Below are 20,976 nucleotides of genomic sequence, written 5' to 3'. Positions count from 1 at the left end.
ATGCCGTAGACCGGATGCCGGTGTCAGCCGATCCGGTCGGACTGCGGGATGTCCGCGGCCTGCGCCGGCGCGCGGCCCGACACCCATCGTTGCAGCACGCCCTCGGGGACCTCTTCACGCACGAGCGCGAAGGCATAGTGGTCGCGCCAGTCCCCCGCGATGTGGATGAACCGCCGCCGCAGCCCCTCGTAGCGGAACCCGAGCTTCGCGACGACGCGCAGGCTGGCGCTGTTCTCCGGCCGGATGCAGATCTCCATGCGGTGCAGCCCCATCTCGCGGAAGCACACGTCGGTCGCCAGCGCCACCGACGTCGGGGTGATGCCGCGCCCGGCGAAGCGCTCGCTGACCCAGTATCCGATCGTCGCCGACGACAGCGACCCACGGGCGATGCCCCACACGTTCAGCTGACCGGCGATCTCGCCGTCGTACTCCATGACGAACGGCACCCCGCCCCCGTCGCGGTACTGCTGCAGCAGCCGCCGGACGCCGACGCGCATGTCGAACGACACCGGCCCGTCGGGGCTCGTCGCCTCCCACGGGCGGAGCCATCCGCGGTTGCTCAGCAGTTCGGACTGCAGGATGCGCGCGTCGCGCTGCTTCACGAGCCGGATCGCGACGGGCCCGTGCTGGCGCGGCGCGGTCAGGTCCACCGGCATCCCTTCCTACGGTGAATGTCCGCGCCGTGCGACGTCACAGTTGCGCCGCGAAGTCCTTCAGCCACGGCCGCAGCGCGGGGCCGAGGTCGTCGCGGTCGCTCGCCAGCTGGACGATGGCCTTGATGTAGTCGACCTTGTCACCGGTGTCGTAGCGGCGGCCGCGGAACACGACGCCGAGCACCCCGTCGGTGACGGCGAGCTCCTGCAGCGCGTCGGTGAGCTGGATCTCGCCGCCCTTGCCGGGCGCCGTGCGCTCGAGGATGTCGAACACCTGCGGCGTCAGCACGTAGCGGCCGATGACGGCGTAGTTCGAGGGCGCGTCCTCACGCTTGGGCTTCTCGACGAGGCCCGTGACCCGCACCACGTCGGGGTCGTCGGTCGGCTCGACCGACGCGACACCGTACAGGTGCACGTGCTCGGGATCGACCTCCATGAGGGCGATGACGGTGAGTCCCGTGCGCTCGTTCTCGGCGAGCATCTTCGGCAGCAGCGGGTCGCGCTCGTCGATCAGGTCGTCGCCCAGCATGACGGCAAACGTCGAGTCGCCGATGTGGTTGCGCGCGCGGTACACGGCGTGGCCAAGGCCGCGCGGCTCGCCCTGACGCACGAAGTGGATGTCGGCGAGCTCACTCGAGGCCTGCACGTGACGCAGCTTCTCGTGGTCGCCCTTGTCACTCAGCTTCTGCTCGAGCTCGGGCACCGAGTCGAAGTGATTGGAGATGTTGTTCTTGTTGCGCCCCAGGATGATCAGGATGTCGTCGACCCCCGCCGCGACCGCCTCTTCCACCACGTACTGGATGGCGGGCTTGTCGACGACCGGGAGCATCTCCTTCGGCATCGCCTTCGTCGCGGGCAGGAAGCGCGTGCCGAGACCGGCGGCCGGAATGACGGCCTTGATGGGGGTGGAAGCCATGTCGCCACACTACCGGCCGGGTCACCCGCTCGCCTACCGCCGCGACGCGGGCCGCGACGCGCCGCCTACAATCGGACCATGACCGACGGGATCGCCGACGCCAAGCGCGCGCTGCGCGCGGAGCTTCGCGAACGCCGCCAGCAACGCTCCGACGCGGCGCGCACCGCCGCCGCCGAGGGTGTCAAAGCCCAGCTCGACGCGCTCGTCGCGAGTGTCGGCGCCCGGTCGATCTCGTGCTTCCTGTCGGCTCCGACCGAGCCCGGGACGCACGAGTTCGTCGCCGACGCGGTGCGCCGCGGCATCCGCGTCCTGCTTCCGGTGACCCGGGCCGACGGTCTTCTCGACTGGGTCGTCGCCGACCCGGACGGCGACATCACCGAGGGGCTGTTCGGCATGCCGGAGCCGGTCGGCGAGGTGCTGAGCCCACTGGCGGTCAACGACGTCGACCTGCTGATCGTCCCCGCCGCCGCGGTGGACGGCACCGGCATGCGACTCGGGTGGGGACGGGGCTACTTCGACAAGACCCTCGGCTCCATGGAGCACTGCCCGCCGGTGTACGCCGTCGTCTTCGACTCGGAGCTCGTCGACGAAGTGCCCCGCGATCTCCACGACCAGCCGGTGACCGGCGTCGTGACACCCACCCGAACCGTCGTGCTCGCCCCGCATCGACGCTGACCCGCAAGATACCGAGGACACATGCCCACCTACGCCTATGCCTGCACGCAGTGCGGCCACCGCTTCGACGCCGTCCAGTCCTTCTCCGACGCCGCCCTGACCGAATGCCCCGAGTGCGGCGGACCCGTCCGCAAGCAGTACGGATCGGTGGGCGTGACCTTCAACGGCTCCGGCTTCTACCGCACCGACTCGCGTGCCGGTGGGACGGTTGGCAAGAAGGATGCCGCGGGTGGCGCGTCGGCGCCGAGTCCGACATCATCGAAGCCCGAGGCGAAGTCCTCACCCGCACCGTCGGGTTCGTAGGCCGGCCGCAGCCGGAGACAGGAGACGCATCGTGATCAAGGGCTTCAAAGACTTCATCATGCGCGGCAACGTCATCGATCTCGCCGTCGCCGTCGTCATCGGCGCCGCCTTCACCGCTGTGGTCAACGCGATCGTGTCGTCCATCATCACCCCGCTCATCGAGGTGTTCTGGAAGCCGGACGACAACGGCGTTCCGGGCATCCCGGTTCCCGCGGTCTGGGGCGGGACGGTCACCTTCCCGATCGGCGACCTGATCAGCGCGCTCATCAGCTTCCTCGCTGTGGCGATCGTGGTGTATTTCGTGTTCGTCTATCCGATGAACCTGTGGAAGGAGCGCCAGGCCGCCAAGGCCGGTGTCTCCGAGGATGCCGAGGAGAAGCTCCCCACAGAGCAGGAACTGCTCATCCAGATCCGCGACCTCCTCGAGCGCAACGCCTCCCCCACCGGTCGCTGAGCGCCCCGCCCACCGGTCGTTGAGCGCCCCGCCCACCGGTCGTTGAGCGAGCGAGGAACGAGCGAGACGAAACGCCCCACGCCGTTCCAGAACAAGGACGCCCGCGTCAGTAGTGCGGCGGCACGTCCCGCCGCAGCTGCTCGTCGTTGGGGCCTGATGCCCCCGCCCTCGGGGTGGGGGCATCGTCGCGTCGCGCCGGCAGCTCCGGGTCCGGGTCGCTCCCCGGCGCGGGCGTTAGCTGCGCGCGGCGCGCGCCCCGCACCCGCACGACTCGCTGTCGCCGGTCGGCGGCATCACCGGCATCCGTCTCAGTCGAGGACATCGATCGGCTGGGTCACCGTGTCGGCCGTGGGCGTCTCCGGCGGGGCGCCGAGGATCGCGGCGATCCGCGCGGCGACCCCGGCCGGGTCGCTGTAGAGGTCGAACGCGTGCACGCGGACGTAGTGCCAGCCGAGCCGGCGCAGCACCTGCGGCCGCAGCCGCAGGCTCTCCCGCAGCGTCTCACGCACCGTGTCGGAGTCGCTCTCGACCACGACGGCCTTGCCCTTGTATTGCGCGACCAGCGGCAGCCGGCCACGATAGTCGACGTCGACGGAGATCCCGAGCGCGCGCAGGTGCCCGGCGAGGGTCAGCGTGAGCGGGTCGGCGAGATCCTCCAGCCGCGACTGGCGGGCGCGGGCGGCGATGCCGCCGAGGATCGACATGAGCGTCGCCGCCCCCGACTCCAGCCGTCCCTCGTCGAACGCGGACGGACGGATCGAGGAGACGATGACCATCGAGCGACGCGCGCGGGTCATGCCGACGGTGAGCAGACGCTCGCCGTCTTCGCCCGACAGGTCGCCGAAGTCGCTGAGCACGCGGCCGTGCTTGGTGAGGCCGAACCCGAGGGAGAACACCACTCGGTCGCGGCTCTCGGCGACCGATTCCTCCAGGCCCAGCACGGCGAAGGGCTCGGCCGTGTCGCGGCCGACGAAGTCGGCGACGTCCGAGCGCCCGGCGAAGGCCGCGGCCACCGCCTGGCGCACCCGCTCGGCGTGGCGCACCGACGCGGTGACGACCATGAGCGACTCGGTCGGACGGTTGACGGCGTGCTCGACGACGAGGGTGACGACCCGGGCGACCTCGGCATCGGGGCTCTCCACCGCGCCGGTCACGGGGTCGGGGGTTCCGGTGCCGCCCTCGACGTAGTCGACGCTGAGGCTCCCGCGGCCGAGGTATGACCCCGCCCAGGGGATCGAGACGAGCCGGCCGTCGTAGAACGCGTCGTTGACGAGCTCGGCGAGATCTTCGCCGCCGGCGCGGTAGCTGCGGGTGAGCGTGTCCACGGGGATGAGCTCGGTGAGACGCTCGAAGACGCTGACCTCGTCGAAGTCGCCCTCGGGCTCGTCGTCGGCGGTCGCCGCTCCCGCCCCGACGCGGAAGGGCGTGGGCTTCTGCGTCACCGGGTCGCCGAACGCGACGATCTGGCCGCCGCGCCGCAGCGCGGGTGCGGCTTCGGCGAGGCAGAGCGCCCCGGCATCCGCCACGATGACGACGTCGAACGGGGTGGCATCCGGAATCTGCGGCACCTCATACGGCGAGGCGAGCCACACCGGCGCCAGCGTGCGCACGAGCGTCGGCGCCGCGGCGACGAGTTCGGCGGCGTTCGCCCCGCCCGAGCGCAGCAGGTGCTTGAGCCGCGCGGCCTCATCGGCCTCGTCGACGACGGCGATGCGCCATTTGGTCGCGAGCTCCGCGGCCAGCAGCGGCCCGGCCGACGCAGCGTGCGCCTCGTCGACGAGGCGGTAGTCGCGCTCGAGCCGGTCCACGACCGCCGTGTTCGCGCCGAGCAGCGCCCGGTCGGAGCGCAGCATCGCCTCCAGCGCCGACTGCCACCACGCGAACTCGAACTCGGCGGCGACGTGCGCTTCGGGCACGTGCCGCACCGACAGCTCGGTGAGCAGCTCCTCCAGACCCATCTCGGCGAGCTCGCCCCGGAGGGTCGCCCGCTCGACGAGGTTGTCGAACACGTCGGATTCGGCGGCGAGGCCGGCCAGGGTGCGCAGCAGGTGCGGGATCGGCAGCGACGCGAGCGACTCGGTGCGTCCGAGCACCCGGTCGAGCTGGCCGAGGTCGGCGGCCACCCGCTGCCAGGCGGCGGCGACGTCGTCGAGCCCCAGCGGGATCTCGGGGATGACGCCGGGCTCGACGAGCTGCTGCCACTGCGTCCGCTGCTGCTGCACTCGCACGAGCGACTCATGCATATCGGTGATGTGCATGCCGGGACGCACGTACTCCTTCGACAGCCCCTTCAGCCGCCGGCGCTGAGCGCCCGACAGCGACGGCGCGTCGCGGCGCGGCGCGTGCGCCTGGATGAGCTCGCCGAGGGGACGCTCGAACACCGTCAGGCTGAACCGGTCGAGCGACGCGCGGATGCCCTGCAGCAGCTGCACGTAGGCGCCGAGCTCGGCGACGGTCGAGAACGGACGCATCCGCGTCTGCGCGATGAGCGCGTAGCCGCGTTCGAGGATCGCCGGCACATCGGTGCGGTGCAGGCGCCCCGCGAGGGCGTGCGCGTCGCGCGCCTGCTGGGTGGTCGCGAAGGCCACGCCGTACCACGGCGAGTCGTCGGGCCCGAAGCGGAACTCCCCCAGTCGCGCGGCGGTCGCGAGCGCGTGCGCGGCCTCGGCGCGGCGGGTGCCGAGCGCCTGCAGCGTCGCGATGTCGAACCGCGTGGCGGCCGACGGCTGCGGGGTGCCCGCGGCGATCGTCGTGAGGGTGCGCAGCGCCTCCAGCGGCGAGACCTCGACCCGCGGATGCCGCTGCGTGAGCGCATCGCGATAGTCGCGCAGCACGGTGCGCAGGCGCACCAGGGCGTCGTCGACGTCGGCGACCTTGGGCTGGGTGGCCTTCTCGTTGCGGGCGATCGCGCGGATGAGGTCGCGGTGCAGGTGACGCGGCGACACGGCGAGACCGGGCAGGCCGATGCCGGCGAGGCGATGGCGGACGCCTTCGAGCGTGGAGCGGCGGGCGCTGACGACGAGCACGCGCTTGCCGGCGCGGACGAGTTCGCCGACGGCGTTGATGACGGTCTGGGTGCCACCGGTGCCTGGCAGCGTGTGCACGGCGAGCGACTGCCCCGCCACGATGCGCGCGAGCACGGCCTCCTGCTCCGCGTCGGCGTCCAGCAGCAGCCGGTCCGCGGCCGGCGGGCGCTCATCGGCGTCGACGGCGGGCGGCGGCATCCGCACGATGGAGAGGTCTTCGCGGTCGGCGTCGTGTCCGGCGAGGGCGTTGAGGACGGGGTGGTCGAGGTCGCCGGCGTCGCGGCCCATCGCCGAGGACACGTCCGCGAAGGTCGACACGACCAGGCGCGGCAGCACCGTGAAGGTGTCGACGTGTGCCGTGAGGGCGCGCAGGTGGTCGATGACCGGCTGCGGCTTGAAGACGCCGTCGTCGTAGGCGAGCTCGGCGAGCGCGCGGCCGTCGAGCACGATGCCGAAGTGCGTGCGCGCGGCGGCGACGAGCTCGGGGTTGAGCGTGAACGAGCCGTGCAGCTTGAGGTCGAAGTCGGCGTGATGGCGGCGGATGGCGAGGGGACGCAGCAGAACGGGCGCGGCGTACGAGACGCCGCCGATGCGCCACCCGGCGATCGCGACGGCGAGGTGCACAGCGTCGAGGCCCCGCGTGGTGCGCAGTTCGACGTCCTTTGCGGCGATGCGCTCGGCCGCGAGGCGCGCGGTGCGCAGCGCCACCTCGTCGCGGAACAGGTTCGACAGCAGCGTCGAGCGTCCGGTGATGAACTGGGGCAGGCTCCCGGGGTGGGCCTTCGTGATGTCGATGCCCGCGTCACCGGCGTCGGTGTAGTGCAGCAGCGTCGAGCGGCCGCCCAGCTGCGCTGCCTCCTCGCGCAGGCGCGCCCGCTCGGACTCGGCCACGTGGGTCACCACGACGCCCGGCTCGGACAGGTCGAGGTCGGCCGGGGTCACCGAGTATCCGTGGTCGGCGTCACTCACGCCTCGCACGGCGCCACCGTCTGCTCGCCACACACTCGACACCTTAGGCTCCGCCGCGGGCCGACACCCGCAACGCGGCGGGTTGTCGCGGGATTGGGGCTGATGTGACGCCTGTGGCCTGGTGAGGTGTCATCGCCCTCTCCCCCGCGGGCCTCCGCCTCGGGTTGTCCACAATCGGGGCCGCTCGTGGCGGGCGGATGCCGCGGCGCCGCCATCATGGACGCATGACCCCCTCCGCCGCATACTCGGTGCACCCGACGCCGATCGGCGAGGCTCTCGTCGTCACGACCGACGAGGGCCTCGCCGTCCTCCACCTGCTCGAGATCGCCGTCGGCGCCCGCGAGGCCGCACTCGCCGAGGTCAGCGCGCAACTGCGCGCCGTGCCGGTGCCCGACGAGGCGGCGACCGCCGCGGTCACGACGCAACTGGACGAGTACTTCGCCGGCATCCGTCGGGACTTCGATCTCGCCCTCGATCTGTCCGGCGTCGACGGCTTCGCGCGGCGGGCGCTGGAGGCCATCTGCACGATCCCCTACGGCGAGACGGCATCGTACGGCGAGGTCGCGATCCTGGCGGGTTCCCCCCGCGCACACCGCGCCGCCGGGTCGGCCTGTGCCCGCACACCCATCTCGATCGTCGTGCCCGCACACCGTGTCGTGCGCAGCGACGGGTCGATCGGCGAGTACGGCGGCCACCCCGAGCGCAAGCGCTTCCTGCTCGACCTCGAGGCCGCCGCCGGCGCGGACCGCGCCGGCGGGCCAGACTCCGCGGCCGTGTAGGCCGGTCGCGGACCCACACCGAGACCCCGCGCAGACGCCGAGACCCCGCGTCGCGACGCGGGGTCTCGGTGTGTAGAACAGACCGCTAGTAGTACTTGGTTAGGTTGGTCCGGCTCTTCGGCAGTAGGGGCAACATGACATGAGACGGATGACCGCGGTCTGGAGTTCGCGGAGGGTCTCGTAGAAGGTCAGGCTGCCCCGGCCGCTTTTGGGGCTGTGGTGAGGCGCTGTGTCGTGACGAAGAGGTGCGCCGCGGTCACGAGGGTGACGTGGTGGTGCCAGCCCAGCCAGGTGCGGCCTTCGAAGTGGTCCAGGCCGAGGCCGTGTTTGAGTTCGCGGTAGTCGTGCTCGATGCGCCAGCGGATCTTCCCAAGCCGGACCAGCTCGGCGATCGGCGTGTCCTCGGCGAGAGTGGATAGCCAGTAGTCGGTGGGCTCGGTGGCGTCTTCGGGCCATTCGACGAGGAGCCAGCAGTCGGGCAGCGACCCGTCCGGATTCTTGGGCAGGTTCCGGTTCGCGGGACGCACGCGGGCTGCGGTGAATCGGCTGGTCATGATCCCCTTGGAGCCTTGCCGCCAGGACACCTCCGCGAACGCGCTGGCTGGCAGCGCCTGGGCGTAGGTCTTCGCTTGCACCGGCGTGCCCTGGTAACTCGCCTGCGTGAACGGTCGCCCCGGCTTCCCTGTCGGGGTGGGTATCTCGAACCGGGCCTGGGCGTCGTGCAGGCTGGTGGATGACTTCACCTGCACCACGTAGGGGATCTCTCGCTCGGTCAGGCCGGTGCGGAAGTACCCGATCTCCCCGTAGCCGGCATCACCGACCATCACCGGCGGGACAAGGCCCCAGGCGCGAAGCTCGTCGATCATCTCCAACGCAAGCTCCCACTTCGCGCGGTGCCGGACCGTGTCCGGGATCTGCGCCTTGACCCGTCGGGCAGCGACCAGCTCGGCGTGTTCGTTGCTCTCCGAACAGGTGTCGTCCCACGCCTCGGGGAGGAACAGTCGCCAGTCCAACGGGCACGACGCAGTGTCCGTCACGGCGTGCACGGTGACGCCGATCTGCACGTTCCCGACCTTCCCGAGCGTGCCCGAGTACTGCCTGGCGACCCCCGGGGATGCCGGGCCGTCCTTGACGAACCCGGTGTCATCGACCACCCACGCCTCCGGCCCGATCAGCCCCACCGCCTTCCGCGCGAGCTGCCGGCGCACCGGTTCCACCGGCCACGGCGACGAGGACACGAACTGCTGCAGCTGCTGATAGTCGATCCCGAGCCGATCCCCCATCGGCTGCATCGACTTGCGGCGCCCCTCCAGCATCAGCCCCCGCAGATACCAGCCGCCCTTGGCCCGCTGATCCTTCCGCGCAAGCGACGCGAACACCTCCCCGACGAACCCGTCCAACTCGGCCCGCACCCGCTCGATCTCATCCGCCCGCACGCCGCGAGGTTAACAGTCATCACGACCATTAACAAGAACCTAACCAAGTACTACTAGTGGTCGACCGCCTTCTCGGCGCCGTAGCCGGTGAGCGAGCGCACCTCCATCTCGGCCGCCTTGACGGGGTCTTCCGCGCGCCGCGAGGTCACCGATCCGAGCCAGCCGAGGAAGAACCCGAGCGGGATCGACACGATCCCCGGGTTGTTCAGCGGCCAGATCGCGACGCCGACGTTCTTGAAGACGCTGGTCTCGGTGCCCCAGAACACCGGCGAGAGCACGATGAGGATGATGGCCGCGGCCAGTCCGCCGTACATGCTCCACACCGCGCCGCGGGTGGTGAACTTCCGCCAGTACAGCGAGTACAGGATCGTGGGCAGGTTCGCCGATGCCGCGACGGCGAAGGCGAGCGCCACGAGGAACGCGACGTTCTGTCCCTGCACGCCGATGCCGCCGAGGATCGCGAGGATGCCGATGACGATCACCGTGCGACGCGCGACCTTGACCTCCCCGTCGGGGGCGACCTTGCCCTTCTTCACGACGTTCGCGTAGATGTCGTGGGCGAAGGATGCCGCGGCCGTGATCGTGAGGCCGGCCACGACCGCGAGGATCGTCGCGAACGCGACGGCCGAGATGAAGCCGAGCAGCAGCGGACCGCCGAGCGCCTGCGCGAGCAGCGGGGCCGCGGAGTTCACGCCGCCCGGTGCCGCCTTGATGACCTCCGGGCCGACGAGCGCGCCGGCGCCGTAGCCGAGCACGAGGGTCAGCAGGTAGAAAAGGCCGATCAGCCAGATCGCCCACACCACCGAACGCCGCGCCTCCTTGGCCGTCGGCACCGTGTAGAAGCGCATCAGCACGTGCGGCAGGCCGGCGGTGCCGAGCACGAGCGCGATCGCGAGGGAGATGAAGTCCCACGGGTTCTTGCCGTACTGCAGGCCGGGGCCGAGGATCGCGTCCTTGGGGTCGGTCGTCGAGGCGGCCACGGCCGACTCCAGCAGCGTGTTGAAGTTGAACCCGTTGATGGCGAGCACCCAGATGGTCATGACGATGGCCCCGCCGATGAGCAGGAACGCCTTCACGATCTGCACCCAGGTGGTGCCCTTCATGCCGCCGATCAGCACGTAGACGAACGTGAGCACGCCGACGACGCCGATGACGATCGACTGGCCGATCTGCTCGTGGATGCCGAGCAGCAGCGAGACGAGCCCGCCGGCGCCGGCCATCTGCGCGAGCAGGTAGAAGAAGCACACCGCGAGGGTCGTGATGGCCGCGGCCATCCGCACGGGGCCCTGCTTCAGGCGGAACGAGAGCACGTCCGCCATCGTGAACTTGCCGGTGTTGCGCATGAGCTCGGCGACCAGCAGCAGCGCGACGAGCCACGCCACGAGGAACCCGATGGAGTAGAGGAACCCGTCGTAGCCGTTGATGGCGATGGCACCGCAGATGCCGAGGAAGGATGCCGCGGACAGATAGTCCCCGGCGATCGCGAAGCCGTTCTGCGGCCCGGTGAACGAACGGCCGGCGGCGTAGTAGTCGGCGGCGGTCTTGTTGTTGCGGCTCGCGCGGATGACGATGAAGAGCGTCACCGCGACGAACGCGCCGAAGATCGAGATGTTGAGCACCGGGTTGTTGTCGGCGGTCACGGTGGCCGCGGCGGCCTCCCACGGCCCCTGAAGCTGTCGGAGTCTCATCGGCCGGCCTCCTGCGCCTCGAGGTCGGCGCGGATCTCCGCGGAGACCGGGTCGAGCCGGCGGTTCGCGTACGAGACGTACCACATGGTGATCGCGAACGTCGTGACGAACTGGCCGAGCCCCATCAGCAGGCCGACGTTGACGGCGCCGAACACCGGGGTCGACATGAACTCCGTCGCGAACGACGACAGCAGCACGTAGGCGAAGTACCAGACGAGGAACGCGATCGTCAGCGGCCACACGAATCTGCGATGCCTTTTCTTCAGCTCGACGAATCGAGGCGTCCGGTCGTCCTCGACCGGCCGCGTGATATCGTCGACGCTACGAAAACGAGTGACGCAGCCGTCACCCCCGGAAGTAGGTAGATGCGATGGCAGTCGAAGCCCTCGCCTCAGGTCAGGATCTGCTGACCCACGCTGTCGGCGACCTCGCCGCCCGCACGGGTATGCCCGTGGCCTTCGGTGGCTTCGAGCGCGGCAATTCGGTCGAGGTGACGTCGATCGTCGGCACCCGCACGCCCTCGATCTCGGGACTCGTGGTGCAGGCCACCCGCGGCCTCGGCGGTCGTGCGCTCGTCGAGCGCCGTCCCCGGCTGGCGCTGGACTACCGCTCGTCCCGCAACATCACGCATGACTACGACCGTGCCATTCTCGGCGAGGGCATCGCGACGCTGTTCGCGGTGCCGGTGGTCGTCTCGGGCAAGGCGCGCGGGATGCTGTACTGCGGGTCGTGGGCGCAGTCGCCGCTGCAGGAGAACACCGCGCGCAACGCGCTGCAGGTCGCGTCGGACCTGGCGACCGAGCTGCGGGTGCGCGACGAGGTGAACCGCCGGCTGTCGCTGGTCCCCTCCCCCGATGCGACGCCCAGCCTGGATGTCGCGGCGCGCGAAGAGCTGCGGGAGACGTACGCGGAGCTCCGCCGCATCGGCGCCGACGTCGCCGACCTCGGTCTGCGGCAGCGGCTCGGCGAGATCGAACGCCGGCTGGCCGCGCTCTCGCACGACGGCGCTGCGGCTGTCGAGCCGCTGGACGTGAAGCTGTCGCCGCGCGAGACCGATGTGCTGGCGTGCGCCGCGCTCGGCCAGACCAACGCCGAGATCGCCGTCACGCTGGCACTGCGCGAGGGAACGGTGAAGTCGTACCTGCAGTCCGCGATGGCGAAGCTGGATGCTGGGACGCGCCACGCCGCCGTCGCCAAGGCCCGGCGCGCCGGGCTGCTGCCCTAGGCTCCCCTCATGGCCCGCAGAATCGTGCATCAGCTCGTGGATGACCTCGACGGCACCGTGCTGGAGGTGGGCGCCGGCGAGACCGTACTGTTCTCGCTCGACGGCACCGCCTACGAGATCGACCTCACCGACGAGAACGCCGCCGCGCTGCGCGCGGCGCTCGCCCCCTTCATCGCCGCCGCCCGGTCGGTCTCGGCACGCTCCACCGCGAGCGCGCCGCGTCGCGGAAGCAGCGGAGGCGGCGGCCGGGCTCCGCAGCGCCGCTCCGGTCAGCGCGACTACGGCCCCATCCGGGAGTGGGCGAGCGCCAACGGGTACACCGTGTCCGAGCGAGGGCGCGTCCCAGCATCCGTCCTCGAGGCGTACGACGCGGCCCACTGACGGCGCGGCCGACCGGGTCAACCGGTCGGCCGTGATACACGATCCCGCCCGGGACGGCGCCGCCGCCTCGGGCGCCGAGTCCCGCGCCGGCGTCGAACACGGCGGGGGCGTACGCCGTTCCGGTCGCCGCGCTGCGGGCGGCGGCGACGGCACCGGCCACGGCGGCGCGGTCGCGCGTGCGGGCATGGACGACCTCCGCCTGCCCGATCGGCTCGGTGTCGAAGGCGGTGACCTCGCCGCCGAGGGCGCGCGCGGCCTCCTCCGCCCCGCCATCCGCCGTCACCTGAAACTGGACGGTCATCGCGCCGTCGGCGCTGTGGAGTGTCACCCGGCTCTCGCCGAACGGTGGCGTGCTGTACGACCAGCCGGCCGCCACGGGGATCTCGGCCGTCGCGCCGGCCGCCGTCAGGGTCATCGACGTGTCGCGGTCGGCGAGCCGGGTGGTGGCCGCCTGCCAGATGGCCGGGCCCACGATCACGGCCGCGATCGCGATCACCACGGCCGCGGCGGCGAGCGTCGCGATGGCGACCGGAACGCGGTGGCGGGGACGACGGCTCACCAGCCGATCACGCCAAGTCGGCGCCGTTCCCGCGCGCTCCCACGCGGTGATCGGGTCACGAGGTCAGGCGCCGGTGTCGGCGGGCTCGTGGGCGACGAAGACGCGCAGCTCGTCGCCGACGACGCGCAGCCGCAGCACGGCGTCAGCGCCGAAGGCGTCGGCGATCTCCGAGCCGGCGTAGGTGGCGAGGGCGAGGTCGAGTTGGGGATCGAAGGGAGCGATCGCGCAGGCGCCGGTGCCGCTCCTGAATTGGCCCTGCGGGATGGTGATGAAAACGCAGCGCTGCGTCCGGTCTTCGGAGAGCGTCCCGGCGGCTACCTGCATGCCGTGGAAGTCGTCGAACTGGACGATGTCGGTGACCTGATCGTCGAGCGTCTCGTTCGGGGTGGGATCGACCGCGGGGCGCACGACGGCGTCGGGGCGGTCGGCGCCCGCCGAGGTCGCCCACAGGGTGATGCCGCCGGTGATGGCCGCCGTCGCGAGCGCGGTGACAGCGCAGGCGAGGAGCAGGCGTCCACGCGAGCGCGGCGCGGTGTCGGATGCCGCGGGCGCGACGGCCGGGTCTGCCGCGGGGTCTGCGGCCCGGTCGCGGCCCGGGTCGAGGGTGTGGTCGGGGGTGTGGCCGGCATCCGGGCGGGCGTCGGTGCCGGCAACGAGTGACGCGAACACGAACGCGGACGGTGGCGGCGCGACCGCCGGTGCGGCCGGTGCCGATGGCGCGACGGCCGCCTCCCCCATGATGCGGCGGCGCTCCTCGAGATCCCGCAGTCGCGCGAGCGCGACCGGATCGTCGTGGATGTCGGCATCCGCCCCGTACGCGCGGGCTCGCAGCGCCGCAAGCTCGGCATCGACGTCGACATCGGTCATGGACTCACTCTGCCAGGTCGCGCGGCGCGTGGCTCATGGTCGCGCTCGCCTACTCACACGCGAGGCCGTCGCCTTCGCCGTCGCCGTTGTTGCCGGTGCCGTTCGCGAACCAGTCGTACACGGCGGCCTCTGCCGGGTTGTCCCGCGAGAACGGCCCCGTGGGGTGTCCGTTGGTGTTCTTCTTGAGCTTCGTGCACGACGAGTACTGCCGCCACCACTCGTCGACGGCGGGCGCAGCGGGAGCCTGCGCTGCCTGCTGCTCTGCGGCGATCCTGGCTTGCTCGGCCTCAGCGGCGGCCTGCGCCGCGGCGGCACACGCGGTCGTGCTCACGTCGCCGGAGGCGGTGAGGGTGGCGAGCTGGCCGGCACGATAGGCGGTCTCGCGCGGGTGCGCGGGATACCCCTCGGTCGAGTCGTACCGCGCGACGGCGAGGCCCGCGGCGAGCACCGCGGCGGCGACGTCGACGCCGTCGACCGTGTCGACGTAGCGCAGCAGCCTGCCGTGCTGGTCCTGATCGTTCTCACCGTCGGGAAGCTGCAGGACGACGGCATCCCCCGGACGCAGGAGCGACGCGACGAGCGCGGAGGCCTCGTCGTACCCGCATTCGCCGCGTTCGGGCGCGTCGATCCCGATGATGCGCACCGTTCCGGCGCTCGTCTCGATCGTGTCGCCGTCGACGACAGCGTCGATCGTCACCGCGGGTTCGGCCGCCGTACTGGCAGGCGGTGTCGCCAGCGGCGTCGGTTCGGCGGCGCATCCCGCCAGGACGAGGACGGCAGCAGCGACGGCGGCGAGGCCCCAGATTCCACGCATGAGCTCGAGCCTAGGGGCGCGCAGCGCGCCATCCCGGCATCCCCGCCCGACGCCGTGTCGTGGCGACCGCCGGTCGCGCCGGCATCCCTCCGCGGCCGCCCGGTCGCGGTCAGACGAGCGTGAGGAGTGCCGCTGTCGTCGCCTCCGGTGCGTCGAGAGTGGCGACGTGTCCGGCATGCGGGATGACGCGCTCGGTCACGCCCTCGGCCGCGGCCCACCGCGGCATCGCCGTGGCGATGTTGCCGGTACGGTCGTCGGCGCCGCGGATGAGGCCGAGGGGTACCGGTGTGCGATAGGCCGGGTCGGGGTCGACGAGCGAGACCGTGGCGCGCCAGACATCCAGGAACGTGCGCTTCGGCATTCGTCGGAACATCGCCTCGGTGGCGGCGACGGCGGCCGGAGTGACGGCCGACGCCTTCGCCATGAGCCCGGGCAGGCGCCCGGCGGGGATGAGTCCGAGCATCGGAGCCGCAAGGCGCAGCGCGAGGCGCTCCGCCGGGGTGAGGGGGCCGGCGTTCCAGGTGGCGCCGATCACGACGAGGCCGGCGGCGCGATCGGGGTGGCGGCGCACGAGCGCTTGCGACAGGTTTCCGCCGAGCGAGTGCCCGACGAGCACCGGATGCTGCAGATCGAGGGCGTCGAGGAGTGCGGCGAGATCCTCCAGCGCGTCGGCGGCCGTGAACCGGATGCCGTCGTCGAGGGGCGATGCGCCGTGCCCGCGGAGGTCGTGCACGATCGCCCGTCGGCCTGTTGCGCGCACCGCCTGGAGCTGGGGCGCGAAGACGCTGTGGTCCATGCCGGCGCCGTGGTTGAAGACAACCGCCGGGCCGTCGCCGCCGGAGTCGGAGTATCGGATGATCGCTCCGGGGCGGTGGAGCGCGTCGGAGAGGTGAGTCATGTCCCCAACCTCTCACGCCGCAACGAACGGGGCGGCGCGTCCCGGCGTGGCACGCGCAGCCCACCGGTCGTTGAGCGAGCGAGGACGCGATCGAGTCCGGACGTCGAGATGCGCGATTGAGCACTGTTGAGGCACTTGTCGCCGCGACGGATGCGCGTCTGCTCATCGTCGATACCGGTCGGCGCGCGAGCGCAGCCGATACCGCCGAGACACTTCGACGCGATCTCGACGACGCACATCGCGCACAGGCGCTCGTGCAGCTGTCCAGCAACCTCAAGAGCGTGGGCCCGCTCGCGAAGGCGGCTTTGACGACCGATCCGCCACTCCCCCTGGCTCCGACATGGGATGCCGCGATTGCCGGCATCGTTGAGCACGAGCTCACTCGATCCGGATTGCCCTCACCGGCATGGGTCAGCGACGTGCAGGGGCTCCCCGACGGGCGCTGGGATCCGTGGACAGCTGGTCGCCTCCTTCCCGACGCCGACAGGGTGCCCGAACCCCTACGCCGGAGAGGCGTGTGGATTGACGAGGCCGAGTTGGTGAGCGCATGCGCAGCGACCAGGCGCCGGTCAGGCTGGAACGAACGGATGCTGTTCGAGGCCTCCGCGAGCTGATCGCTGAACTCGCCCGCACGTGTACGCCCGCTCGAATCCGATTGGTGGGCGGGGCGGCCATCGCGCTCGCATGACACCAGGCACCCGTCACCGCAGTGCGCGGCGGTAGCGGCGGCGGGCGATCACCTGCGCCACCCGCAGCAGCGGATACGCCGGCCGCCACGGGCCACGCGCGGCCGGCGCTGTCAGTGAGCGGATGCTGAGCAGCACCGCATCCGCATGACGATGGACGACGAAGGCTTCCTCCCCGCGGACGGGGTGCCCCGGCAGCGCGCGGTACGAGAACCCGACGCGGTCGGGCTGTCGGATCACCGCGACGACCTCCACGGGCTCGCGCACGACGAACGGCCCGAGGCGTGCGGTGATGGTGAGCCGCTCCCCCGGCATGACGTCATGCGGTGATGCGACGGCGAAGCCGCTGCGCGTCTTCACGCCCCAGCGCAGCACCTCGGATGCCGCGCGCTGCCAGCACGCGTCGCCGCGGCCGATGACCGTCTCGCTCTGCGCAGCACGGAAGGGGTGAGTGACCCCGGGCTCCCAGGTCACCTCCTCGGGATCGGTCGACGGCGCGACGCCGAGCGCCGTGAGCAAGTGAGCGTTGCGCTGCCGAATGAGGCGCCGGAGATACGGCACCAGCACGACGCGCTCGGCGAGTCGGCCGAAGAAAGGCGATGCCAGCTCGATCGTGTCGGTCATACGGGTGCCGCTACCGACTTGCTCGAACCGGTGCTCGTGCCGGAACGACCGGAACGGCCCGCGCACTTGCTCGTCGACGAACCGGGTCGGCTCTTCGAGTTCGGTGATCCGCGAGGTCATCGTGAACCGGATGCCGAAATGCCGCGCCCGCCAAGTGACGGACTCCTCAAGACCGATCGATCCGCTCGTGACGCCGCCGACGGCGCGCTCGCCCGACTGCCGCATCGACGCGACGTGCGCATCGATGTCGAGCGAGAGCGCGTACAAGGCCTCGGGCGACACCGCGGCATCCGTCACCAGCGTGAACGAACTCGGCATGTCTCGATCCTGCCGGATGCCGGCGCGCACCCGTCAGCCGCGCAGCGCGAGGGCGAACGGCAGCACCGCGGTGGCGCCGGCGCGGCGCAGCTCGTGCGCGGCGGCGGTGATCGTCCACCGGCTGTCGACGAGGTCGTCGACCAGCAGCACCGGACCGGCCGGCACGTCGAGGTCCGCGGCGCTGAACCTCCCCCACACGCCCGCGAGCCGGAAGGCGCTGTTGCCGCCCGGGCCGCCGGTCGGACCGCCGTCCACGAGGGCGAGGGTGCCGACGAGAGGGAGTCGTCCGACCTCGGCGATCCCCCGCGCCAGCGAGGCGACGAGCTGCGGTTTTGACCGCGACGGCATCGCCACGACGGCGACCGGCCGCTCCGCCCACCCCCAGTCCGCGAGCACCCGTACGCACGCGGCGAGCACGTTCGGCGGCACGGGGCCGTCGGCGGCACCGGCTGCGAAGATCTCGCGCAGCGTTCCGCCCCAGCCGAGGTCGGTGAGGCGCGCGAGCGCCCTCCCCTCCTCGTACTGCGACTCCGCCGGGATGCGGCCGCGCAGCGGCAGGCCGAGTCGGTCGGCACCAGTCGGCCACTGCCGGCGCGGCTCGATCGGGACGCCGACGCGGTCGAGGGCGGAGGCCGCGGCATCCGTCGCCTCTTTTCCAATCGACGCCGCGAACCACGGGCCGGCGCAGTTGTCGCAGCGCCCGCACGGCGCGGCGGTGTCGTCGTCGAGCGCGCGCTGCAGGAACTCCATGCGGCACGTCGTGAGCTGCTCGTACTCGATCATGTGCTGCTGCTCGGCGACGCGCTCCGCCGCGATGCGGGTGTAGCGGTCGGCGTCGTAGGTCCACGGCTGGCCGGTCGCGACCCAGCCGCCTTGCACACGCGCGACGGCGCCGTCGACATCGAGGACCTTCAGCAGCAGTTCGAGCGGCGTGCGGCGGATGTCGACCATCGCCTCGAGCGCCGGAGTCGACAGCGGTCCGCTGGCCGCCGAGAGGGCCGTGAGGACGCGCCCGGCGCGATCTTCGTCGGGCATCGACGCGGTCGCGAAGTAGTGCCAGATGTCGCGGTCTTCGGCGCCGGGCAGCAGCAGCACATCGGCGGATGCCGTGGCGCGGCCGGCGCGGCCGACCTGTTGGTAGTACGACACCGGCGACGAGGGCGCGCCGAGGTGCACGACGAAGCCGAGGTCGGGCTTGTCGAAGCCCATGCCGAGGGCGCTGGTGGCGACGAGCGCCTTCACGCGGTTGTCCTTGAGGAGCGCCTCCGACTCCTCGCGTTCGTCGGCGTCTGTCTGGCCGGTGTACGCGCGCACCTCGTACCCGCGGTCGCGCAGCAGCCGGGCGGTGTCGTTCGCGGCCGACACCGTGAGCGTGTAGATGATGCCTGAGCCGGGCAGGTCGTCGAGGTGGCTGAGCAGCCAGGCGAGCCGGCTCTGCGCGTTCGGCAGCCGTAGCACGCCGAGCCGCAGCGAGGCGCGCGCGAGCGGGCCGCGGATGACGAGCACATCGGATGCCGGGGCGCCGGCATCCGTCGACTCTTGATCGCCTTCCAGGGCGCCGAGCTGCTCGGCGACATCGGCCACGACGCGGCTGTTGGCCGTGGCGGTCGTCGCGAGCACGGGAACGCCGGACGGGATGCGGGCGATGAGATCGCGCAGGCGCCGGTAATCGGGGCGGAAGTCATGCCCCCAGTCGCTGATGCAGTGCGCTTCATCGACGACGAGAAGTCCGATGCGCGCGACGAGCTGCGGCAGTTGCTCGTCGCGGAACGACGGGTTGTTGAGGCGCTCAGGCGAGACCAGCAGCACGTCGACCTCGTCGCGGTCGAGCTGTGCGAGCACGTCGCGCCATTCGTGCGCGTTGGTGGAGTTGATGGCGACCGCGCGGACGCCGGCGCGCTGGGCGGCGGCGATTTGGTCGCGCATGAGGGCGAGCAGGGGCGAGACGAGCACCGTCGGGCCGCCGCCGCGGCGCCGGAGCAGCAGCGTCGCGACGAAGTAGACCGCGGACTTGCCCCATCCGGTGCGCTGGACGACGAGCGCGCGGCGTCGCCGGTCGACGAGGGCCTCGATCGCCTCGAACTGCCCGTCGTGGAAGTCGGCGTCGTCGCGCCCGACGAGGGTGCGCAGGACATCGAGCGCCTCGGCGCGGGCGGAGGTCGTCGTGGTCATGCTCCCACTATCGCCGGTGCCGCCGACATCGCGGTCTACGCGTAGAAGCCGTCGCGGAGGTTGATGCCGTGTTCGACCCAGACCTTCAGCGCGGCGAGCATGCCCGTCCAGCCTTCGCAGTTGCCGAAGGCGTGCTTGGCGCCTTCGGCCGTGACGAGCCAGGAGGACTCGCTGATCGTGACCAGGGTGCGGGTGTCGTCGTCGATGGGCTCGAACTCGAAGGTTGTTCGCGTGACGCCCTTCTCCCCCGTCGTGGCGGCGCCATCCCATTCGATGACGATGCGTCGAGGCGGTTCGGCTTCGACGACGGTGACCGGGAAGGCGCCAGGGAAGTCGTGGAAGTCCCAGGTGATGTCCGCTCCCACCTCGAGACGGCCGCGGGCGCCGCCGGTGGTGAAGTAGCGGGACAGCTGCGCGGGGTCGGCGACCGCCTCGTAGACCTCTGCGCAGGGCCGGGAGATGCGGCCGGAAACGGTGAAAGACAGCGCGTCGAGCGGAGTGGCTTCAGACATGTTGTATTTTTATCACATGTCATCCTTCGAGGACCAGAGTGCCGATGACGATCGGGTCTTCAAGGCGCTCGCGTCGCCGGTGCGGCGGCGGGTACTCGATGCGTTGAAGGAGTCGACGCAGACGACCGGGGCCCTATGCACGCTGTTTCCGGAGCTCGATCGGACGACGGTGCTGCAGCATCTGCGAGTACTGGAAGAAGCCGGGTTGGTCACCGGCCGCAGGTCCGGTCGCGAGCGGCACCTCTCGCTCGCCCCGCTGCCGATCAAGCGCATCCATGATCGCTGGATCAGCGAGTACGCCCGCGCTGCGGTGCAGTTGCTCGCAGAGCTGGACGAGGCGTAGCGCGAGGGCTCGCGGGCACTGCCGCCGCACCTGGCGGCCCCTGCGGTTCGGGCGGACAATGGCGCCATGACGGCGCACGAGATCCGAGCGTTGACGCTCGAGACGTATCCGGCGTGGCTCGCGCTGGCCGAGAAGCACAATGGCGTGTGGGGCGGCTGCTACTGCAGCTACTTCCACGACGACACGACCACGAAGGCGGATGCCGGTGGCGCGCTGTTCAAGAAGCGGATGATCGAGGAGGGCATCGCCCACGCGGCGCTCGTCTTCGAGGGCGAGCAGGCGATCGCGTGGTGCGAGTACGGCAGCCCTGCCGAGCTGCCCCGCATCTACCACCGCAAGGAGTACGACGCCGGCGAGGCGCACCCCGCCCCGTGGCGCATCACGTGCTTCTTCGTCGACCGCGACCATCGCCGCCAGGGGGTCGCGCTCGAGGCGCTGCGGGGAGCGCTCGATCTGATCGCGCAGGCGGGCGGAGGTGAAGTGGTGTCGTTCCCGAACATCGTCGAGCCGGGCAAGAGGGTGTCGGCGTCGTTCCTGCACAACGTGACGCCGGGCATGTTCGAGGAGGCGGGCTTCACATTCGAGCGCCGGATCGGCAAGAACAAGACCGTCATGCGCAAGGTCGTCCTGCCGGCGTGAGATCACGGCCATGGTGCTGACGGGTCGGGCTCGAGTTGG

At 71.3% G+C, this 20,976-nt stretch carries 22 protein-coding genes; 9 read left to right on the top strand and 13 right to left on the bottom strand.

Annotated elements, in window-relative coordinates; all coding sequences use genetic code 11:
• Positions 1 to 23 precede the first annotated feature (23 nt).
• Positions 24 to 650, bottom strand: a complete 627-nt coding sequence (locus JOD60_RS08245) for a GNAT family N-acetyltransferase (RefSeq protein ID WP_084202141.1) — start codon at positions 648 to 650, stop codon at positions 24 to 26.
• Between the two features lie 40 nt (positions 651 to 690).
• The gene (gene galU, locus JOD60_RS08240) at positions 691 to 1,569 is read right to left on the bottom strand and encodes a UTP--glucose-1-phosphate uridylyltransferase GalU (RefSeq protein WP_076690184.1); all 879 of its coding nucleotides are present in this window, start codon (positions 1,567 to 1,569) and stop codon (positions 691 to 693) included.
• Between the two features lie 78 nt (positions 1,570 to 1,647).
• Here galU and JOD60_RS08235 point away from each other — a divergent pair, with 78 nt between their 5' ends.
• Genes JOD60_RS08235 through mscL form a run of 3 tightly spaced genes read left to right on the top strand, consistent with a single transcriptional unit; the run spans position 1,648 to position 3,001 of the window.
• A complete protein-coding gene (locus JOD60_RS08235; RefSeq protein ID WP_076690183.1) occupies positions 1,648 to 2,244 on the top strand; it encodes a 5-formyltetrahydrofolate cyclo-ligase in 597 nt (198 codons plus the stop codon).
• A 21-nt stretch (positions 2,245 to 2,265) separates the two neighbouring features.
• Positions 2,266 to 2,547, top strand: a complete 282-nt coding sequence (locus JOD60_RS08230) for an FmdB family zinc ribbon protein (RefSeq protein WP_076690182.1) — start codon at positions 2,266 to 2,268, stop codon at positions 2,545 to 2,547.
• Positions 2,548 to 2,578: 31 nt separating this feature from the next.
• Positions 2,579 to 3,001 (top strand): large conductance mechanosensitive channel protein MscL, encoded by a 423-nt coding sequence (mscL, locus tag JOD60_RS08225; protein WP_076690181.1) that lies wholly within the window; start codon positions 2,579 to 2,581, stop codon positions 2,999 to 3,001.
• Between the two features lie 106 nt (positions 3,002 to 3,107).
• On the opposite strand, the gene JOD60_RS08220 is transcribed toward mscL, so the two are convergent.
• Both JOD60_RS08220 and JOD60_RS08215 read right to left on the bottom strand, forming a co-directional pair.
• Positions 3,108 to 3,323, bottom strand: a complete 216-nt coding sequence (locus JOD60_RS08220; protein WP_076690180.1) for a hypothetical protein — start codon at positions 3,321 to 3,323, stop codon at positions 3,108 to 3,110.
• A complete protein-coding gene (locus JOD60_RS08215) occupies positions 3,310 to 7,005 on the bottom strand; it encodes an ATP-binding protein (protein ID WP_076690179.1) in 3,696 nt (1,231 codons plus the stop codon). Before JOD60_RS08215 ends, JOD60_RS08220 begins: the two co-directional genes overlap by 14 nt.
• A 215-nt stretch (positions 7,006 to 7,220) precedes the next feature.
• Here JOD60_RS08215 and JOD60_RS08210 point away from each other — a divergent pair, with 215 nt between their 5' ends.
• Positions 7,221 to 7,775: a methylated-DNA--[protein]-cysteine S-methyltransferase gene (locus tag JOD60_RS08210; RefSeq protein WP_076690178.1), complete on the top strand. Its 555-nt coding sequence runs from the start codon at positions 7,221 to 7,223 to the stop codon at positions 7,773 to 7,775.
• 188 nt (positions 7,776 to 7,963) lie between these two features.
• Here the strand turns inward: JOD60_RS08210 and JOD60_RS08205 are convergent, their stop codons facing one another.
• The 3 genes from JOD60_RS08205 to JOD60_RS08195 are packed head-to-tail and all read right to left on the bottom strand — an operon-like array spanning position 7,964 to position 11,210.
• On the bottom strand, positions 7,964 to 9,211 hold the full coding sequence (locus JOD60_RS08205; protein ID WP_157127903.1) for an IS701 family transposase: 1,248 nt from the start codon (positions 9,209 to 9,211) through the stop codon (positions 7,964 to 7,966).
• Positions 9,212 to 9,264: 53 nt separating this feature from the next.
• On the bottom strand, positions 9,265 to 10,899 hold the full coding sequence (locus JOD60_RS08200) for a monocarboxylic acid transporter (RefSeq protein WP_076690177.1): 1,635 nt from the start codon (positions 10,897 to 10,899) through the stop codon (positions 9,265 to 9,267).
• Complete coding sequence (locus JOD60_RS08195; RefSeq protein ID WP_076690176.1) at positions 10,896 to 11,210, bottom strand: DUF485 domain-containing protein; 315 nt, start codon at positions 11,208 to 11,210, stop codon at positions 10,896 to 10,898. The genes JOD60_RS08200 and JOD60_RS08195 overlap by 4 nt, the downstream gene beginning before the upstream one ends.
• A gap of 59 nt (positions 11,211 to 11,269) precedes the next feature.
• Here JOD60_RS08195 and JOD60_RS08190 point away from each other — a divergent pair, with 59 nt between their 5' ends.
• Together JOD60_RS08190 and JOD60_RS08185 are read left to right on the top strand one after the other, a co-directional pair.
• The gene (locus JOD60_RS08190) at positions 11,270 to 12,124 is read left to right on the top strand and encodes a helix-turn-helix transcriptional regulator (RefSeq protein WP_076690175.1); all 855 of its coding nucleotides are present in this window, start codon (positions 11,270 to 11,272) and stop codon (positions 12,122 to 12,124) included.
• 9 nt (positions 12,125 to 12,133) lie between these two features.
• Positions 12,134 to 12,505, top strand: a complete 372-nt coding sequence (locus JOD60_RS08185; RefSeq protein WP_076690174.1) for a histone-like nucleoid-structuring protein Lsr2 — start codon at positions 12,134 to 12,136, stop codon at positions 12,503 to 12,505.
• A gap of 622 nt (positions 12,506 to 13,127) precedes the next feature.
• Here JOD60_RS08185 and JOD60_RS08180 read toward each other — a convergent pair.
• From JOD60_RS08180 to JOD60_RS08170, 3 genes are all read right to left on the bottom strand, one after another.
• Positions 13,128 to 13,931, bottom strand: a complete 804-nt coding sequence (locus JOD60_RS08180) for a hypothetical protein (RefSeq protein WP_076690173.1) — start codon at positions 13,929 to 13,931, stop codon at positions 13,128 to 13,130.
• A gap of 49 nt (positions 13,932 to 13,980) precedes the next feature.
• A complete protein-coding gene (locus JOD60_RS08175) occupies positions 13,981 to 14,745 on the bottom strand; it encodes a thermonuclease family protein (RefSeq protein WP_076690172.1) in 765 nt (254 codons plus the stop codon).
• A 109-nt stretch (positions 14,746 to 14,854) separates the two neighbouring features.
• Positions 14,855 to 15,643, bottom strand: coding sequence for an alpha/beta fold hydrolase (locus tag JOD60_RS08170; RefSeq protein ID WP_076690171.1), 789 nt, complete (start codon positions 15,641 to 15,643; stop codon positions 14,855 to 14,857).
• Between the two features lie 116 nt (positions 15,644 to 15,759).
• On the opposite strand from JOD60_RS08170, the gene JOD60_RS08165 reads away from it, so the two are divergent.
• A complete protein-coding gene (locus tag JOD60_RS08165; RefSeq protein ID WP_157127901.1) occupies positions 15,760 to 16,257 on the top strand; it encodes a hypothetical protein in 498 nt (165 codons plus the stop codon).
• A gap of 87 nt (positions 16,258 to 16,344) precedes the next feature.
• Here the strand turns inward: JOD60_RS08165 and JOD60_RS17200 are convergent, their stop codons facing one another.
• The 3 genes from JOD60_RS17200 to JOD60_RS08145 are packed head-to-tail and all read right to left on the bottom strand — an operon-like array spanning position 16,345 to position 19,955.
• Positions 16,345 to 17,271 carry a DUF1990 family protein gene (locus JOD60_RS17200; protein WP_084201940.1) on the bottom strand — a complete coding sequence of 309 codons (927 nt, stop codon included), beginning with the start codon at positions 17,269 to 17,271 and terminating at the stop codon, positions 16,345 to 16,347.
• A gap of 33 nt (positions 17,272 to 17,304) precedes the next feature.
• The gene (locus JOD60_RS08150) at positions 17,305 to 19,443 is read right to left on the bottom strand and encodes a RecQ family ATP-dependent DNA helicase (protein WP_076690170.1); all 2,139 of its coding nucleotides are present in this window, start codon (positions 19,441 to 19,443) and stop codon (positions 17,305 to 17,307) included.
• 35 nt (positions 19,444 to 19,478) lie between these two features.
• The gene (locus JOD60_RS08145; protein ID WP_076690169.1) at positions 19,479 to 19,955 is read right to left on the bottom strand and encodes an SRPBCC family protein; all 477 of its coding nucleotides are present in this window, start codon (positions 19,953 to 19,955) and stop codon (positions 19,479 to 19,481) included.
• A 16-nt stretch (positions 19,956 to 19,971) separates the two neighbouring features.
• Here JOD60_RS08145 and JOD60_RS08140 point away from each other — a divergent pair, with 16 nt between their 5' ends.
• Positions 19,972 to 20,298: an ArsR/SmtB family transcription factor gene (locus tag JOD60_RS08140; RefSeq protein ID WP_198159143.1), complete on the top strand. Its 327-nt coding sequence runs from the start codon at positions 19,972 to 19,974 to the stop codon at positions 20,296 to 20,298.
• 66 nt (positions 20,299 to 20,364) lie between these two features.
• The gene (locus tag JOD60_RS08135) at positions 20,365 to 20,937 is read left to right on the top strand and encodes a GNAT family N-acetyltransferase (protein ID WP_076690167.1); all 573 of its coding nucleotides are present in this window, start codon (positions 20,365 to 20,367) and stop codon (positions 20,935 to 20,937) included.
• Positions 20,938 to 20,976 lie beyond the last annotated feature (39 nt).

Source organism: Microbacterium aurum (assembly GCF_016907815.1).
Classification (GTDB): domain Bacteria; phylum Actinomycetota; class Actinomycetes; order Actinomycetales; family Microbacteriaceae; genus Microbacterium; species Microbacterium aurum.
Note: the sequence above shows the minus strand (reverse complement) of the source record. Positions and strands in the feature narration are given on the sequence as shown.

Coding starts and splice junctions, on each gene's coding strand:
- JOD60_RS08135 (WP_076690167.1), top strand. CDS start 20,365: ATGACGGCGCACGAGATCCGAGCGTTGACGCTCGAGACGTATCCGGCG.
- JOD60_RS08175 (WP_076690172.1), bottom strand. CDS start 14,745: ATGCGTGGAATCTGGGGCCTCGCCGCCGTCGCTGCTGCCGTCCTCGTC.
- JOD60_RS08220 (WP_076690180.1), bottom strand. CDS start 3,323: ATGTCCTCGACTGAGACGGATGCCGGTGATGCCGCCGACCGGCGACAG.
- JOD60_RS17200 (WP_084201940.1), bottom strand. CDS start 17,271: ATGCCGAGTTCGTTCACGCTGGTGACGGATGCCGCGGTGTCGCCCGAG.
- JOD60_RS08170 (WP_076690171.1), bottom strand. CDS start 15,643: ATGACTCACCTCTCCGACGCGCTCCACCGCCCCGGAGCGATCATCCGA.
- JOD60_RS08230 (WP_076690182.1), top strand. CDS start 2,266: ATGCCCACCTACGCCTATGCCTGCACGCAGTGCGGCCACCGCTTCGAC.
- JOD60_RS08200 (WP_076690177.1), bottom strand. CDS start 10,899: ATGAGACTCCGACAGCTTCAGGGGCCGTGGGAGGCCGCCGCGGCCACC.
- JOD60_RS08140 (WP_198159143.1), top strand. CDS start 19,972: ATGTCATCCTTCGAGGACCAGAGTGCCGATGACGATCGGGTCTTCAAG.
- JOD60_RS08145 (WP_076690169.1), bottom strand. CDS start 19,955: ATGTCTGAAGCCACTCCGCTCGACGCGCTGTCTTTCACCGTTTCCGGC.
- JOD60_RS08190 (WP_076690175.1), top strand. CDS start 11,270: ATGGCAGTCGAAGCCCTCGCCTCAGGTCAGGATCTGCTGACCCACGCT.
- JOD60_RS08150 (WP_076690170.1), bottom strand. CDS start 19,443: ATGACCACGACGACCTCCGCCCGCGCCGAGGCGCTCGATGTCCTGCGC.
- JOD60_RS08185 (WP_076690174.1), top strand. CDS start 12,134: ATGGCCCGCAGAATCGTGCATCAGCTCGTGGATGACCTCGACGGCACC.
- JOD60_RS08210 (WP_076690178.1), top strand. CDS start 7,221: ATGACCCCCTCCGCCGCATACTCGGTGCACCCGACGCCGATCGGCGAG.
- JOD60_RS08180 (WP_076690173.1), bottom strand. CDS start 13,931: ATGACCGATGTCGACGTCGATGCCGAGCTTGCGGCGCTGCGAGCCCGC.
- JOD60_RS08235 (WP_076690183.1), top strand. CDS start 1,648: ATGACCGACGGGATCGCCGACGCCAAGCGCGCGCTGCGCGCGGAGCTT.
- galU (WP_076690184.1), bottom strand. CDS start 1,569: ATGGCTTCCACCCCCATCAAGGCCGTCATTCCGGCCGCCGGTCTCGGC.